Annotated in this window: 18 protein-coding genes; 3 read left to right on the top strand and 15 right to left on the bottom strand. The window is 72.5% G+C overall.

Annotated features, from left to right (window positions below):
* Window positions 1-5: 5 nt before the first annotated feature.
* The 7 genes from FF100_RS19585 to FF100_RS19555 form a co-directional block, all read right to left on the bottom strand.
* On the bottom strand, window positions 6-1,028 hold the full coding sequence (locus tag FF100_RS19585) for a MerR family transcriptional regulator (protein WP_139037366.1): 1,023 nt from the start codon (window positions 1,026-1,028) through the stop codon (window positions 6-8).
* A gap of 55 nt (window positions 1,029-1,083) precedes the next feature.
* Window positions 1,084-1,749 (bottom strand): aspartate/glutamate racemase family protein, encoded by a 666-nt coding sequence (locus FF100_RS19580; protein ID WP_139037365.1) that lies wholly within the window; start codon window positions 1,747-1,749, stop codon window positions 1,084-1,086.
* A 30-nt stretch (window positions 1,750-1,779) separates the two neighbouring features.
* Window positions 1,780-2,130, bottom strand: a complete 351-nt coding sequence (locus tag FF100_RS19575; RefSeq protein ID WP_139037364.1) for a hypothetical protein — start codon at window positions 2,128-2,130, stop codon at window positions 1,780-1,782.
* Window positions 2,131-2,181: 51 nt separating this feature from the next.
* Entirely contained in the window at window positions 2,182-2,652 is a 471-nt protein-coding gene (ybaK, locus tag FF100_RS19570; protein WP_139037363.1) for a Cys-tRNA(Pro) deacylase, read from the bottom strand.
* 22 nt (window positions 2,653-2,674) lie between these two features.
* Complete coding sequence (gene bla / locus FF100_RS19565) at window positions 2,675-3,577, bottom strand: class A beta-lactamase (protein ID WP_139037362.1); 903 nt, start codon at window positions 3,575-3,577, stop codon at window positions 2,675-2,677.
* A gap of 166 nt (window positions 3,578-3,743) precedes the next feature.
* On the bottom strand, window positions 3,744-3,965 hold the full coding sequence (locus FF100_RS19560; protein WP_139037361.1) for a hypothetical protein: 222 nt from the start codon (window positions 3,963-3,965) through the stop codon (window positions 3,744-3,746).
* A 19-nt stretch (window positions 3,966-3,984) separates the two neighbouring features.
* On the bottom strand, window positions 3,985-4,170 hold the full coding sequence (locus FF100_RS19555; protein ID WP_139037360.1) for a hypothetical protein: 186 nt from the start codon (window positions 4,168-4,170) through the stop codon (window positions 3,985-3,987).
* Between the two features lie 231 nt (window positions 4,171-4,401).
* Between FF100_RS19555 and FF100_RS19550 the strand changes: the two genes are divergently transcribed.
* Window positions 4,402-4,911 (top strand): ferritin-like domain-containing protein, encoded by a 510-nt coding sequence (locus FF100_RS19550; protein WP_139037359.1) that lies wholly within the window; start codon window positions 4,402-4,404, stop codon window positions 4,909-4,911.
* A gap of 3 nt (window positions 4,912-4,914) precedes the next feature.
* Here FF100_RS19550 and FF100_RS19545 read toward each other — a convergent pair whose 3' ends face one another.
* From FF100_RS19545 to FF100_RS19530, 4 genes are read right to left on the bottom strand one after another with little or no spacing between them, the layout of a single operon-like run.
* On the bottom strand, window positions 4,915-5,628 hold the full coding sequence (locus FF100_RS19545) for a maleate cis-trans isomerase family protein (protein ID WP_171070257.1): 714 nt from the start codon (window positions 5,626-5,628) through the stop codon (window positions 4,915-4,917).
* Window positions 5,625-6,395 carry an ABC transporter ATP-binding protein gene (locus tag FF100_RS19540; RefSeq protein ID WP_139037358.1) on the bottom strand — a complete coding sequence of 257 codons (771 nt, stop codon included), beginning with the start codon at window positions 6,393-6,395 and terminating at the stop codon, window positions 5,625-5,627. Before FF100_RS19540 ends, FF100_RS19545 begins: the two co-directional genes overlap by 4 nt.
* Window positions 6,396-6,427: 32 nt before the next feature.
* Window positions 6,428-7,288, bottom strand: coding sequence for an ABC transporter permease (locus tag FF100_RS19535; protein ID WP_139037357.1), 861 nt, complete (start codon window positions 7,286-7,288; stop codon window positions 6,428-6,430).
* Window positions 7,272-8,258 (bottom strand): ABC transporter substrate-binding protein, encoded by a 987-nt coding sequence (locus FF100_RS19530; RefSeq protein ID WP_139037356.1) that lies wholly within the window; start codon window positions 8,256-8,258, stop codon window positions 7,272-7,274. Before FF100_RS19530 ends, FF100_RS19535 begins: the two co-directional genes overlap by 17 nt.
* A gap of 289 nt (window positions 8,259-8,547) precedes the next feature.
* On the opposite strand from FF100_RS19530, the gene FF100_RS19525 reads away from it, so the two are divergent.
* Window positions 8,548-9,279 (top strand): GntR family transcriptional regulator, encoded by a 732-nt coding sequence (locus FF100_RS19525; protein WP_139037355.1) that lies wholly within the window; start codon window positions 8,548-8,550, stop codon window positions 9,277-9,279.
* A 14-nt stretch (window positions 9,280-9,293) separates the two neighbouring features.
* Window positions 9,294-10,037 (top strand): aspartate/glutamate racemase family protein, encoded by a 744-nt coding sequence (locus FF100_RS19520; protein ID WP_139037354.1) that lies wholly within the window; start codon window positions 9,294-9,296, stop codon window positions 10,035-10,037.
* Window positions 10,038-10,161: 124 nt separating this feature from the next.
* Here FF100_RS19520 and FF100_RS19515 read toward each other — a convergent pair whose 3' ends face one another.
* The 4 genes from FF100_RS19515 to FF100_RS19500 all read right to left on the bottom strand — a co-directional run bounded on the left by FF100_RS19515 (window position 10,162) and on the right by FF100_RS19500 (window position 14,704).
* Window positions 10,162-12,444: a methyl-accepting chemotaxis protein gene (locus FF100_RS19515; RefSeq protein WP_139037353.1), complete on the bottom strand. Its 2,283-nt coding sequence runs from the start codon at window positions 12,442-12,444 to the stop codon at window positions 10,162-10,164.
* Window positions 12,445-12,714: 270 nt separating this feature from the next.
* Window positions 12,715-13,413 (bottom strand): carbonic anhydrase, encoded by a 699-nt coding sequence (locus FF100_RS19510; RefSeq protein ID WP_139037352.1) that lies wholly within the window; start codon window positions 13,411-13,413, stop codon window positions 12,715-12,717.
* Window positions 13,414-13,448: 35 nt separating this feature from the next.
* Complete coding sequence (locus tag FF100_RS19505) at window positions 13,449-13,976, bottom strand: NUDIX hydrolase (protein ID WP_139037351.1); 528 nt, start codon at window positions 13,974-13,976, stop codon at window positions 13,449-13,451.
* Window positions 13,976-14,704, bottom strand: coding sequence for a DUF429 domain-containing protein (locus FF100_RS19500; protein ID WP_139037350.1), 729 nt, complete (start codon window positions 14,702-14,704; stop codon window positions 13,976-13,978). Before FF100_RS19500 ends, FF100_RS19505 begins: the two co-directional genes overlap by 1 nt.
* Window positions 14,705-14,871: the final 167 nt, after the last annotated feature.

Here is a 14,871-nt window from a genome sequence, read left to right as displayed (position 1 = left end):
CCGGTTCAGGCCGTTCGCAGGGCGACGATCCCTGCGGTGCGGGCTCTGACCTCCGGCGGGGCGAGGCAGGTCGCCACGGCCTCGTAGCCGCGCCCGCCCGGATGCGGCACCGCGAGGAGCGGCGTGCTGTGGTTGGCCGGGCACAGGATGACGAGTTCGGACGCTTCCAGCGCGTCGAGGTCGAGGATGGACGAGGACCGCGTCATCAGCACGAGCGCGCGCAGGTCCGTTCCCCGCAGGCGCAGATGCGCCATCAGGGCGGCTTGCGTCGCCGCATCCAGGCCCTCCTCGACCGCGTCGATCACCAGGGAGGCCGGCCCCGCGGCGTCGAGCGCGACCACGAGGGCGGTCAATGCGTCCGATCGCGTCGCGCCCTCCTCGACCAGCCATGCCAGCCGACGGGCGACGCGGTCCGCCAGGGCCGCATCCCCGGCGAGGCGGCACGCCGCGGATGCGTCCCGCAGGCGGTCGAGGCCGAGGAAGGCGGCACCGGGCAGGGCCTCCGCGAGCCGTCGCGCGAACCGGGTCTTGCCGCTCCCGAGCGGTCCGGTGACGAAGGACAACCGGGGAAGGTCGTCGAGGGCGAACCACTCGCCGTCCCACGGCCACGGCAGCGCGAACCCGACGCTGAGCGGGGCCTGCTCGGCCAGCGCCCGCGCCATCGCTGCGGCGTCCGGGACGCGACCCTCAGCGAGGTCGGCGCGCAGGCCTCTCACGCGGTCGAGGGCGGCGGCCGTCTGCCGGAGGGTGGCGCTCAGGCGGGCTTCATGGGCCGCGAGGCCCGCAGCGAGGTCCCGCGGCTCCCCGTCGACGACGCGGGCGACCTGCGCGAGACTCAGGCCGAGACGACGGAGCGAGACGATCTCGCCCGCCCGCGCCATCGCCGTGGCGTCGTAGCAGCGCCATCCCGTGCGGGTCCGGTCGGGCGCGAGCAGGCCGTGCTGCTCGTAGAGGCGCAGGGCCTTGGCGGAGACGCCGAGCGCCGCGCTGGCCTGCGCGGGCGTGAGGCATCGGGGCGATGGGGTCATGGGTCACCTCGGCTGGTCGAACCCGTCCCTCATCGGACCGGCCGCCGGGGCCGGGTCAAGGGCCTTTCGGCGGGACTGTCCTCGCGCGGGACGCCGCCGCCGCGAGGCCGACCGCGGGGCTGGTGAGCGGGCGCCGGTCCGCGGGCAGCCGCGCGGCGGCGCCCGTCATGGAGGCTTGCGCCAGGGCGACCCGTGTCGCGCCTGCCGCCCACGCCGCATCGGCCGCCTCGGCGACCCGTGCATGGTATCGGTCGCGGTCGCCCGCCTTGAATGCGGCCCAGGCTTGCGGCACGACCCGCACGTCGATCGTCGCGCCCGTCGCCCGGGCGGCGTCCTCGAACAGGCGCCGGGTCGGCCCGACCGTGGTCTCGACGGCGCAGAGCACGACGACCCGCCCGCCCGCCTCCACCGCTTCGGCGGCGAGGGCCGCATCGACCCGCAGGACGGGGACCGGGCTGTCCAGGGCTGCGTCGTCCGCGGCCGGGCCCAGGGTCGAGCAGGTGAGCAGCACCGCGCCGGCCCCCGCGGACAGGCCACGCAGCAGCGCGACGGTCTCGGCAGCGATCTCGGGAGTGAGCCGCCCCTGCCGCTCGGCGGCGGCGAGCAGGTCGGCGCGCACGGCGTGGTGCAGGCTGACACCGGTCAGGCCGGCCGTCACCAGGGCCTCGTCGAAGACGGCGGCGTTGCTGTCGGCCGTGTGGAGGCAGGCGATGCGGGTCACGAGGGCAAACCCTGGACGGCGCCCCGGGGCTCAGCAGCGCCTGGACAGACGACGGCCATAGGGGTCGTCGACGCCGCGCGGAGGCGGAAAGCCGTAATAGCTCGGCTTGCCGAGGCCGAAGGGCGAGCCGACATAGGTCGGGTCGCCGGGCGCGTTGGTCGGCACGAAGTCCAGGCAGGCGGCCTGACCCCGCGTGGCTGGCGAGGCGTCGCTGTCGCCGCGCGGGAAGTAGCGGGGGGCCGGGGCGGGACCCGGTGCGGGCCGCGGCTCCGGCCAGTAACCCGGCTCCGGCAGGTCGGCGGCCGCAGCCGGCCCCGCGAGGCCGAAGGCGATGATGCCTGCCAGGAGCCTCACAGCGCCACCCATCCGAACCCGCCCCATCCATCGATCCCGGGCGACCTTGGCTGGATCGTGGTTAACGCCGCGTGTCCGTCAGGTCACGGCCTCGGTCCGGGCCTGGAGCACGCGCACCAGGTCGCCGGGTTTCAGCCGGACCTGCAGCCCGCGCTGGCCGCCATTGACGAAGATCTCGGAGTGCGCGAGCGCGGCGGCGTCGACCAGGGTCGGCACCGCCCGCTTCTGGCCGAGCGGGCTGATGCCGCCGACATGGTAGCCGGTCAGCCGCTCGGCCTCGGCCGGGCGCATCATCGCGGCGGACTTGCCCGAGAAGGCGGCGGCGAGCTTCTTCAGCGACACCTCGCGATCGGAGGGCACCAGCACGCAGACCGGCTTGCCGTCGACGGCGGCCATCAGGGTCTTGAACACCTCGCCCGGGGACACGCCCATCGCCTCCGCGGCCTGGAGGCCGATGCGGGTCGCCTCCGGGTCGTAGTCGTAGGCGTGAACGCCGTGCGGGATGCCGGCGCGGGTCAGGGCTTGCGTGGCGCGGGTGGTCTTCGACATCGGGCGATGGGGGCGAGCGGAATCAGGCGCCGCCCGGAAAGCTCCGGGCGATCAGCCGGCCGATCTCGGCGTGCAGGGCGTCGCGCGCGGCGGGCTCGGCCGGTGATCCGGTGAGATACACCGCCGCGAGGATCGGCGCACCGTCCGGGCGGTGAATCAGCGCCACCACGTTGGCGGTGCCGTTGTCGCCGGTCCCGGTCTTGTCCGCGGTGCGCCACCCCTCCGGCAGGCCGGCGCGGACGCGCTTCAGGCCGGTCGGGCTCTCCTGCATCCAGCCGAGGAGCCTCGCCCGCGATTCGCCCGATAGGGCGCGGCCGAGCAGCACATGATCGAGGAGGCCGACCATCGCCGCGGGGCTCGTCGTGTCGCGCGGGTCGCCGGGCAGCGCGGTGTTCAGGGTCGGCTCGGTTCGGTCGAGGCGGGTGACGGTGTCGCCGTGGGCACGGGCAAAATCGGTGATGCCGGCGGGGCCGCCCAGCGTGTCGAGCATCAGGTTCGCGGCGGTGTTGTCGCTCCACACCACGGCGGCGGCACAGAGTTCCGCCAGCGTCATGCCGGTCTCGACGTGCTTCGACGTTACCGGGGCATAGCTGAGGAGGGCGTCGCGGCCGTAAGTCATGCGCCGGTTCAGGTCGTCCTGGCCCTTGTCGGCCCGGGCCAGCACCGCGGCCGCGGCGATCGCCTTGAAGGTGCTGCAAAGCGGGAAGCGCTCGTCGGCCCGATGGCCGAAGCGGCGGCCGGTCGCGGTGTCGCGTATCTCGACGCCAAGCCGACCCCCGTCGCGCCGCTCGAGCTGCGCCAGCCGGGCTGCCGCATCCTCCGCGGCTGCCGCGCTCCGCATCGCACAGGCCGCGAGCGCGGTCCCGATCAGGGCGGCGCGGCGGGTGAGGCCGGGGACGGGCTGAAGAAGGGCGAGGTGGGACATCACGGGCTCCCTGCGCGCGGATCGTCAGGGACGTCCTCATGCTGGGAGACCTTGGCGAGATTGCGCTGGGGCGGTGACGGGAACGGGGTCGGGCGGCACCCATCCGGTGTTTCACGGGAAACATCGTTAACCGACGATCCCGCGGTCGGTCGGGTGCCGCACCGTCTCAATGCGACCGCGGCGAGTGACCCTTGCGGTCGGGATCGTGGGTGTGGTGCCGGTCGCGCTCGCCGCCGCCGCCCGAAACGTGCGAGCGGCTGTCGCTGGTGGCCGAGCCCGGGTTCGGACCACCCTCGGCGGTGGGGTCGGGCCGGTCGGGCGCCTGATGGCTGCTGCCCGGTCCGCCATGGTGGCGGTTGGCGGCTTCGGTCTTGTCCGAGGTGCTCATAAGCTGTCGATCCTTGTGGTCACCGATCCTGCTGGTAGCCCTGGTTGGTGGTGTTCACCTTCGAGTTGCCGGCCTGGCCGACCTTGTCGGGATCCTTGGCCTGGCTCGATCCCTTCGGCCCGGTCTCGGTCGGCGCGCGCTCGGCGCTGCCGGGGCCCTTGTCGGAGCGGTTGGCCGGAGGCACGGGAGGCGGTGACGTCGTCATGGCATTTCTCCCTGAGGTTGAGCGAGTGGCGCCCCTCGCCCTTAGAGGGCGGACAACGCCAGCCTTCTCCCGGCGTTCCGCGCCGATTCGACCGGCGTGGATACTTTGTCACAGTATGAGGAGTGGGGGTGAACCGGTGGTTGCGGTCCGCGTTGCCCGGGTCGGCGTATACCACCGCTGAGTATCTGCCGCCGACGGGCAATCGCCCACCACGCCACGAAGGAGCCCCCGATGGCCGAGGACATCCGCTCGCTGTACGTGACCGCGCTGAAGAACACCCACGCCCTCGAATTGCAGGCGCTCCAGATCATGGAGCGGCAGGTCGAGCGGCTGGAGCGCTACCCCGACATGGAGGCGGCGTTGCGCCGGCACATCACCGAGACGCACGGCCAGCGCGACCGGCTCGACGAGGCGCTGGCGGCGATGTCCGAGAGCCCGTCGGCCCTGAAGGAGGGCGTGCTCGGCTTCATGGGCAACATGGCGGCGCTCGCCCACGCCCCGGCCCAGGACGAGATCCTGAAGAACGCCTTCGCCAACCGCGCCTTCGAGAATTACGAGGCGGCGGCCTACGATGCGCTGATCACGCTCGCCGAGGCCGCCGGCCAGAGCGCCCGGCTGCCGGCCTTCGAGATGTCGCTGAAGGAGGAGCTGGCCATGGCCCAGACGATGGCCGACCTCGTGCGGCCGACGACGCGGCGCTACCTCGAACTGACGCTCAGCGGGACCAAGGCCGACCGGTAGGCCTCAGAGCCGGGACAGCCGACCCGCGCCGGCGATCCGGCCGGGATCGGCGCCCGCCGCCCGCAGGGCCGCCCACAAGGTGACGGCGATCGAATCGAAGACCGGGACGCCGAGCTCGGCTTCCAGGTCCTCGACGAGCGCCGTCCCGGCCATGTTGGTGCAGACGACGGCGACCGCCTCCGCGCCCTCCGCGGCGACGGCCCGGGCCATGGCGGCCACCTCCATCTCGGGCACCTCCGCGAAGGAGAAATTGTCCGACAGGTTGCAATGGCGCTCGGCGGTGCAGTCGAACCCGGCTGACCCCCAGTTCGCCTGGATCCTGGCCTGCACATCGCCGGTATAGGGCGTGACGAGCCCGACGCGCCGGATGCCGGCCCGGGTGAAGGCCTCGCGGAAGCCCAGCACCGCGGTCGATGCCGGGATGCCGGTCTCTTGCGTGATTCGGGCGCACAGCCCTTCGTCGCGGGGAAATCCGAGCCAGGCCGCCGAGGTGCCGTTCCACGCGATCGCGTCGACCCTGGCGTCGGCGAGCAGCGCGGCGGCGCCGAGGATCGGCGTCTCGTCGAACTGCCCGAGCCCCGCCGCCGAGAGGGTGATCTCGGTGACGCGAAAGCGCGAGAAATGCGCGGTCACGTCGGGCGCGTCGCGCAGGAGCGCCGCGGTCGCCGGCTCGAGCCTCGTGTTCGACGACGGGGTCAGCATTCCGAGCCGGATCATGCGGCCACCTTCCGGCTCGATTCCGCGCGGATCATTCCCAATACCCGGCGCTTCATGTCGTTGAAATCCGGGCTCGTCACGTCCCGCGGCCGGGGCAGATCGAAGGGGATGAACTCGCGGATGCGGCCCGGGCGCCGGCTCATCACGGCGATGCGGTTGGCCAGCACCAGCGCCTCGTCGACCGAATGGGTGACGAACACCACCGTGGCCCCGACCCGCTGCCAGATCGCAACCAACTCCTCTTGCATCTCGATCTTGGTCTGGGCGTCGAGCGCCGCGAAGGGCTCGTCCATCAGGATCACCGCCGGGTTCATCAGGAGCGCCCGGGCGATGCCGACCCGCTGGCTCATGCCGCCCGAGAGCTCCGCCGGGTAGTGCCGCTCGAAGCCGGTGAGCCCGACGAGGTCGATATAGGTCTTGGCCCGTTCGTGGCGCTCGGGCTTCGCCACGCCCTTCAGCTTGAGGTGGAAGGCGACGTTGTCGATGACGGTGAGCCAGGGCATCAGCGTCGGCTGCTGGAACACCACGCCGCGATCGGCCCCGGGCCGCTCGACCCGCCGGCCCGCGACGCGCACCTCGCCGGCGCTCGGGCTTTCGAACCCCGCGATCATGTTGAGCAGGGTGGACTTGCCGCAGCCCGAGGGGCCGAGCAGGCAGACGAACTCGCCGGCCTCGATAGTGGCCCGGGTGCGGTCCACCGCCACGAGGTCGCGCCCGTCGCGGTCGCGGAACACTTTCTGCACGTCGGCGAGGTCGATCGCGCTCATGGGATCTCCTTTGGGGAAGGGGAGGGGGCGGATCACCGCCCCTGCACCGTCGTGCCCTTCTGCCAGTGCAGCACCGACGCCATCAGCGCCTTGAGGCCGAGATCCGACAGGTAACCGAGCAGGCCGATCGAGATCATCGCGGCGAGCACGATGTCGTAGCGCAGGAAATAGTAGGAATCCCACAGCACGTAGCCGAGGCCGCTCTTCACCGCGACCATCTCGGCGGTCACCGTCAGCATCCAGGCCGAGCCGATGGCGATGCGCAATCCGGAAAAGATCGACGGCAGGGCGGCCGGCAGCACGATGTCGGTGAGGAGCTGGCGCTCGGAGGCGCCCATCATCGCGCCGGCCCGGATCAGGTTGCGGTCGACCCCGCGCACGCCGTGGATGGTGTTCATCAGCACGGGGAAGAACGCGCCGAGGAAGACCAGGAAGATCGCCGGCTTGTCGGCGATGCCGAACCAGATGATGGCGAGCGGGATCCACGAGACCGGCGGGATCGGCCGCAGCATCTGCAGGGTCGGCTCGACGGTGCGCTCGACGAACCGCCACCAGCCGATCGCGACGCCGATCAGGATCGCCGAGACCGCCGCGATGGCGTAGCCGGCGGCGACCCGGGTGAGGCTCGCCAGCGCATCCGGCACCCAATGGCCCGAATAGGTCTGGGTGCTCTCGTCGAGGCCCAGCAGCCAGTCGCCGAGGGCGTGAAGGACCGCGGTGGGAGCGGGCAGCAGAGCCGCCGGCAGGGCGCCGGAACGGGCGAAGGCCTCCCAGCCGGCGACGAGGAGGAGCGGCAGGGCCGCCCGCTCGGCGAAGGCGATCAGCCGACGGGGGAACCGACGGGGCGCGGCCGCCGCGCGGGCGACCGGCGCCGTCTCAGTAGCCGAGGCCATCGCGGGTCTTCTTGGTCGCGGCCTCGAGGAACGAGAAGTCCATGTGCTTCTCGACGTCGGCCGAGACGTCGCGGGTGATGTACTTGAGGTCCTTCATCATCGCGGCGATGGCCAGGGTCTTGGCGCGGTGCATGCGGTAATCGGGCTCGGCGTTCTTGATCGCCTCGGCGGCGACCTCCTTCGACAGGCCGGTCTTCTGGTTGATGACGTCGACCCAGATGCCCTGGTCGGCCTTGAGCTTCTCGACCAAGGCCACGTCGGCATCGACCACCGCCTGAACGGCGGCACGGCGGTTGGCGATCACGTCCGAGCGGGTGACGATGAGGTTGGTCAGGTTGCCGGCGGCCTGGTCGTAGGGCCGCACGAAATGCGCGGCGGCGCCTGCCATGCGGATCTGCGAGGCGAAGGGCTCGACCGAGCAGACCATGTCGATCTCGCCCCGCTGCATCGCCGCGAGGTGGTCGGACGGGTTCGGGATGTTGACGAACTGCACGTCCTTGTTCGGGTTGATGCCCTGCTTGAGGAAGGCGCCGCGCATGTGGATGTCCTGCGCGTTGCCTCGGGAGGCCGCGACCTTGAGCGGCGTGCCCGTCGCCTTCGCCTTCTCCACCGCGGCCTTGAACCCGGCCCAGTCGTCGGCCTTCAGGTTCAGCGCCTTCGCCGACAGGCATTCCGAGCCGCCATTCACCTCGCCGGCCACCGCCACGAGGTCGAAGCCTTTGTCGAGGGCGGTGACGTAGTGGAGATAGGTGACCTGCGCCACGTCGAGGCTTTTCGCGATCAAGGCCGTCAGCACGTCGTTGCCGGAATTGAAGCCGGTGGCGTCGATCGTCGCGCCCTTGGCGAGCCCCGGTAGCAGGGCGACCGGCAGGCAATGGGCGCATTTGGCGTAGCCGACCTTCACCGGCGTCTCCTGCGCGGAGACCGGCGAGAGGGACCCGGACGAGAAGGACCAGATGGCGGCGGCCATGAGGGAACCGAGATAACGGGGGCCGAGATGGCGGCGCATGGTCGGTGACCTTGCTCGTGGGGGGCGCCGGGATCGGTCCGGACGCCGCGGCGGCTATGGGTGCGGGCGGCGAAGGGCGCCGCGGGATCAGGGTGGGACCGGCCGGGGGCCGAGCGCAACGCATTTTTGGTGCTCTGCATGCAATTCATGCCAAATGCCGATTGAGACATCAGAATTGCCTTGAATTGATGCGCTCGCCGCGGCGTCGAGCGGCTATGGTTCGAACCCGACGATGAGGGAGACGACAGGCATGGACCCGGTTCGGCGTCCCCGCGGGCGCCCGCGCAAGCCGGTGCTGCTGGAATCCGCCGGCCTCGGCCCGCGGCGCGGCCTGCACGACCAGGCGGTGGAGCGCCTGCGCGCGCTGATCGTCGCCGGCACGCTGCCGGCGGGCGCGGCGCTCGTCGAGACCGAGCTGTCGGCGGCGCTCGGCATCTCGCGCACGCCGGTGCGCGAGGCGCTGAAGCTGCTCGCGGTCGAGGGATTGGTGGAGCTGCGCCCGAACCGCTCGCCCCGGGTGGCGGAGCTGCGAGCCGACGCGGTAACCGAGCTGTTCGAGGCGATCGCCGCCATCGAGCGGGCCGCCGCCGAGCTCGCGGCCGGTCGCATCGGCCCGGCGGAGCTGGAGCGGCTGCGCCGGCTCCAGGCCGAGATGGAGGCGCACCACGCGGCCGGGGATCTCGCCCCCTACTTCGCCCTCAACCAGCAGATCCACGCGCTGATCGTGGCCTCGGCCCGCAACGCCCCGTTGCGCGAGGCGCACGAGGCCCTGCACGCGCGCGCCGAGATCGCCCGTCGCCGCGCCCTCGACCGACGCGGGCGCTGGGACGAATCGGTCGCCGAGCACCGGGCGATCCTGGCGGCTCTGGAGGCCCGCGACGCGGAGCGCGCCGGACGCCTGCTCGCCGACCATGTCGGCCATACCGGCGCGGCTCTGCTCGCCGGCCTCGCCGGACCGGACACCAAGCCCGACGCCGCCTGACCTCGAGAGATCCGATGCGCCTGCTCCTGCTCAACCCCAACACCAGCCGCGACGTCACCGCGCTGATGGCCGCCACCGGGGCGGCCGTTGCCGCGCCCGGCACCGAGATCCTGACGGCGACCGCGCCCCGGGGCGTGCCCTACATCGCGACGCGGGCCGAGGCGCAGATCGGCGGCGCCCTCGTCCTCGAGATGCTGGCCGAGGCGCCGCCCGTCGATGCCGCGATCATCGCGGCCTTCGGCGATCCGGGCCTGCTCGGCGCCCGCGAGCTGTTCGACCATCCGGTGATCGGGCTCGCCGAGGCGGCGATGCTGTCGGCCTGCATGCTCGGCCGCCGCTTCGGCCTCGTCACCTTCGCCCGGGCGCTCGTGCCCTGGTACGAGGAGACCGTCGCCGCCCACGGTCTCGGGCAGCGCTGCGCCGGGGTGCGGGCGCTGGAGGGGCGCTTCGCCACCCTCTCCGGCGTGCAGGAGGAAAAGGAGGCGCAGCTGATCGACCTCGCCCGGGCGATGGTCGAGGAGGACGGCGCCGACGTGCTGATCTTCGCCGGCGCCCCCTTGTCGGGCCTTGGCCCCCGGGTGCGCGAGCGGCTGCCGGTGCCGGTGGTCGATCAGGTCGTGGCGGCGGTCAAGCTCGCCGAGGCCCTGGTGGCGCAGCGGCCCCTGAAGGCGACCGCCGGAACGTTCCGGCGGCCGGACCCGAAGCCGAGCACCGGGCTCGCGCCGGCGCTGGCGGCGCGGATCGGGTCGGTGGACTGATACCGCAGCGCCTTCGAACGAACTCGTTCGACGGCGCAAGGCAAGCCCGAACGGGCGCCGGCGCCGATGCGCCGGACGCCTTCAACGACGTGTCGATGCGAAGGCGCGGGGAGATGGGGGCGGCTCACGCCGCAGCGTTCACCGCATGCCCGTCGGCGGCATGCGTCGGCAGGCCGGCGAGATGGCGGGCCTCCACCGGCCCATCGGGCAGGGCGAGGCCGAACTGGCTCTCGTCGCTCCAGATCACGCGCCCCCGACAGGGCTGGCCGCCCAGCTCGACCGTGACCGGTGTGCCGGCTGGCAGCGGAATACCGATTGCCGCCAGGCGTGCCCCCACCTCGCTCACGTCCTGCAGGATCGTGTGGTGGCGCACGCCCGCGACCGTCACCCAGGTCTCGGCCGCGGCCGGAAAGCGCTCGCGCCCGCGCCGGTCAGCGATCTCGATCAGGAGCTGGTCGATCTCGCCGTGGACATGCTCCGCCTCTGCACTCAACCCCGCCGCCATGGTGGCGAGGCGCGTCGCGAGGGCATCGGTCTCGGTCGCCAGCGTCGGCAGCGCCGAGATGCTGCGGATCACCGTCCGGGTTCGATCCGACACCGTTTGCATCATCTGGGTGATCTCGCCGGTGGCCGCGTTCTGCTCCTCGACCGCGGAGGCGATCGAGGTGGCGACGTCGGTGATCGCGCCCACCGTCGAGGCGATGCCGTCCACCGCCCCCAGCACGCTGCCGGAGGCAACCCGCAGCGCGCCGACCTGCCGGTCGATCTCCTCGGTCGCCCGGCTCGTCTGGCCGGCCAGCGACTTCACCTCCGCGGCGACCACCGCGAAGCCCCTTCCGGCCTCGCCGGCGCGGGCCGCCTCGATCGTGGCGTTGAGCGCCAGCAGGTTGGTCTGTCCCGCGATGGCGTGGATCAGCCCCGTGATGCTGCCGATCCGGTCGCTGAGGTCCGACAGCTGCGTCGCCAGGGCGCGTGCCGTGGCGGCCTGCGACCGGGCCTCCTGCATCGCCGCGGTCGATTGCGCCGCCTGGCCGGCGAGCTCGTTGATCGAGGCCGAGAGCTGCGTCACCGCGCTCGCCGCGCCGGCGACCTCCTGGGCCGTCCCGTTCAGGTCGAGGACCGAGTGCGACAGCCGCTCCCGAGTCTCCGTGGCGTGGCTCTGCACGCCCGTGGTGGCCTCCTGCATCGCGCCGGCGACCTCCTGGAAGTGGCGCACGCCGTTGCCCACCCTGTCGCGGATGCGGTCGGCGACCTGCGCCATGAAGCGGCGCTCCTGCTCGACCATCGCCTGACGATGTTCGTCGTCGCTGGCCCGGGCGATCCGCTCGACGGTCGAATCGCGGAAATGGACGATGGCGCGGGCGAGCGCGGCGATCTCGTCGCTGCCGTGGGCCTCCGGCACGTCGGCGTCGAGGGACTGGTCGGCCAGATTGCGCACGCGCCGGTCGAGGCCGCCCAGGCTGCGCACGACCGAGCGCGTCAGCAGGAAGGCGAGCAGGAAGGCCAGCAGCGTCACCGAGCCGGCGACGCCCAGGGCGGCCACCAGGTGAGTGCGCAGGCCGGCGATCCGCACGGCCAGGAGCCGGTCGAGCGCGACCGCGCTCCCCGTCCACAGCCGGTCGGCGCCGACGACGAGTTCGGTCGAGGCGCGCTGGAACGGCGCGAGGTCGGCCGTGCCCTGCCGGCCGGCCGCATGGGCCTCGGCGAGGGCGGCGGAGTGCCGGGCGAGCGCCTCGACCGCCCCGGACAGGGCGGCGGCCGGCGCCGAGAGCGCGCCCTGGACGGTGCCGTCGGCATTGGCCTTGAACGCGGCCTTGAGGGAGGCCTGGAGGCTGTCGGCGCTCGCCCGGAGCTTGCCCTGCTCGATCAGGAACAGAGCCGCATCGCCCGGGGTGAGCGCCGGCTTGGCGCGAAACTCCGCCGCCAGGGCCGCCAAGGTGCCGGCCTCCTGCAGCAGGTCCGGCAGCTTCGCCACGACGGCGTCCATCGCGTAGTAGGAATCGAGGTCGGGATCGAGGATCAGGTTGGAGCCGTCGCCGATCCTGGCGATCAGGGTCCGGGCCGCATCGACGATGGCGGCGGCGCCCTTCGACCGGGCGAGGGCGAGGTCCCGGGCGGCCTCGGCCGTGGCCATCGCCGGGTCGTGCCGCTCCCGCGCGGCGTCGAAGGCCGCCCAAGCGGCCTCGGGCGTGGCCCCGGTCGTTGCGGCAGGAATCCGGGCCGTCACGCCGGCACGCAGGAGGGGCCAGGCCGCCTGGAGATAGGCGACGCCCGCCTGCTCCTGTCGGGCGAAATCGATGTCCTTGTTGGACTGGTTCACGAACAGGCCGGCCAGCAGCGTCACCGGCACCAGGAACAGGGTGACGGTGGAGATCAGCTTCGTCTTGATCGTCAGACCCATCGCCATGCGCGTTCCTCGCGGCCACCCGGATGGCCTTGTTCGACTTGTTGCGAGAGACCCATGCCGTAGACGATCCGCCCCTGTGACGGGACCGTGTCAATCGATCCGAATGTCGGCCTCGTCCTGACCATAAGTACAAACTGATTGATGAAATGATAAATCAAAACGACGACAGATGTAGAGGAAAAATGTCCGGTCTTGCCCGGATTCGGCAGGCTTTCTCTGCGGCAGTTGCAGGGTCGGGCGGGCCGTGCCGGGGCGGCCCGCCGCCCTGCCTCAGCCGCCGCTGCCGGCCTCGTCCTGGCAGCGGATCAGCTTGGTCGCGCCCGCCGCCCGGTCGGGCTCGGCCAGGCGGAACTCCCCGGTCTCGGGGTCGCGGATCCGCAGCTGCCCGGTGGCGATGCCGAAATGCGCGCCGTGGAGCTGGAGCTTGCCGCGCTCGACCAGGATGCGCACGCAGGGGAACGTCATCAGGTTCTTGAGGCTGTTCGTCACCGTGGCGAATTCGAGCTGCTCGAGATAGTCGGGCCCGCGCGGCTCGTCGCCGAGCGCCTCCGCCGCCGGGCGGATCAGCGAGACCCAACGGCCGATGAAGTCGCCCGGCGAGAGCGGCGCCGCATCGTCGGCATAGGCGCGCACGCCGCCGCAGCGGGCATGGCCCAGCACCACGATGTGCTTCACCTTGAGCGCCTGCACGGCGAATTCCAGCGCCGCCGAGGTGCCGTGATACTCGCCGCCGGTCTCGTAGGGCGGGACCAGGTTGGCGACGTTGCGCACCACGAACAGTTCGCCCGGCCGGGCGTCGAAGATCACCTCCGGCGAGACCCGGCTGTCGCAGCAGCTGATGATCAGGATCTCGGGGCTCTGCCCCTCGGCGAGGCTGGCGTAGCGGTCCTGCTCGCGCACGAACCGGTCGTCGAGGAAGGCGCGGTAGCCCTCCGTCAGCGCTTCGGGAAACGGGGTCGCGTCGGCCATGGGTTCGCGCTCCTTGAGAAAGGTCTGCGACAGGCTTACGCCGCGCCAGGCCCCCAGGACAACGTCACCACCTCGGGGATCGTCTCGCCGGCTGCGAGCCTTTTGGCCAGATCGGCAAGCCCCTGCGGCTCGACCCGCTCGTATGTGGCGGCGAGCTCGTCGAGGGGCCACCAGCGGGTGCCGTAGACCGGGTTGTCCTCGGTCTCGGCGAGCCGGCTGGTATCGACCCGGTCGTCGGGCAGGCGCACCACGAAGTAGCGCTCGCGGGCGAAGCGCGGCTTGTTGAACAGCGTGAAGGCGCCGTCGCAGCGGGCGACCTGGGGCCCGAGGGGCGCGTCCGCGACGCCGATCTCCTCCTCCAGCTCGCGCCGGCAGGCCTCCTCCGGCGTCTCGCCGGGCTCGATGCCGCCGCCGGGCATGAACCAGAAGGTCCGGTCGCCCGGCCGGCCGGGATCGACGTCGCGCGAGGCCTCGTAGGCGATCAGCAGGAGCCGGCCAGCCGGGTCGAGCACCAGGGCGCGGGCGATGTCGCGGGTCGCAAGGGCGGGGGGAGCTTCGGTCATCAGGGGGCCTCGCTGGCGGGAAGCGTCCAGATCGCGGCCGGCAGGCCGTGGGCGTCGCGCTCCGGCGGATCGGGATAGGGCACGCCGCGGCCGTTGGCGATGGCCCGGGCGACGGCCAAAGCCGCCAGCGCGTCGAGGAGGTCGTCGGGCTTGGCGCCGCGCGGGATCGCGAGGCCGGCGGGCAGGCCGGCTTTGGCCAGCAGATCGCGTCGCAGGGCTGCGCCCGCGGGCTTTCGCTTCGGTTCGGGCAGGGGCGTGCCGCCGTTGAGACCCTGGAAGGCCAGTTCCGGATGCACCTCGTAGACCCGCGCCTGCAAGTCGGGCCGGGCGCGCAGCAGCCGGTCCGCCTCGCGGATGCGGGGGAAGATGGCGTTGGCGGGCGGGGAGGGGGCGAAGGGCTGGGTCTCGGGCCGGCGCGACAGGGCGATGGCGGCGGTGTAGTCGGGCGCGTAGACGACGCTGCGGGCCGAGGTCGGGAAGACCGAGGCGCGCCGCGGCCCGAGCAGGGCGCGGACCAGCACCTCGGCCGTGCGGCCGCCGGGGCCGACCCGGTCGGGCAGGCCTATGGGGATGTCGACCGCCACGACGGCCGGGGCCTCGGGCGCGTCGCAGATTGCCTCCAGGCTCGGGAGCACGCGGGCGCAGAGAGGTTCGACGGTTTCGTCACGCGGGGCGAACACCGCGACCCAGCCGCCCGGGCACCCGTCCACCCCCGCGACCCACGTCATGCGCCGATTCTCCCGCCCGGAGCGGGATTTAGGGCAGGGGAGGCGAATGTCGTGGTGCGCGTGCCTGCAAACCAGACTGTGTGCCCGCGGCCCGCGTCACAGGGGCCTCCCGGGGCCGCGCAGCGGGGCCCGGGACCAGAACCACGGGCGGCGCAAGACGAGGCGGA

This window comes from Methylobacterium terricola (assembly GCF_006151805.1).
In the GTDB taxonomy this organism is placed as follows: domain Bacteria; phylum Pseudomonadota; class Alphaproteobacteria; order Rhizobiales; family Beijerinckiaceae; genus Methylobacterium; species Methylobacterium terricola.
This window is presented reverse-complemented; position numbering and strand designations above follow the sequence as displayed.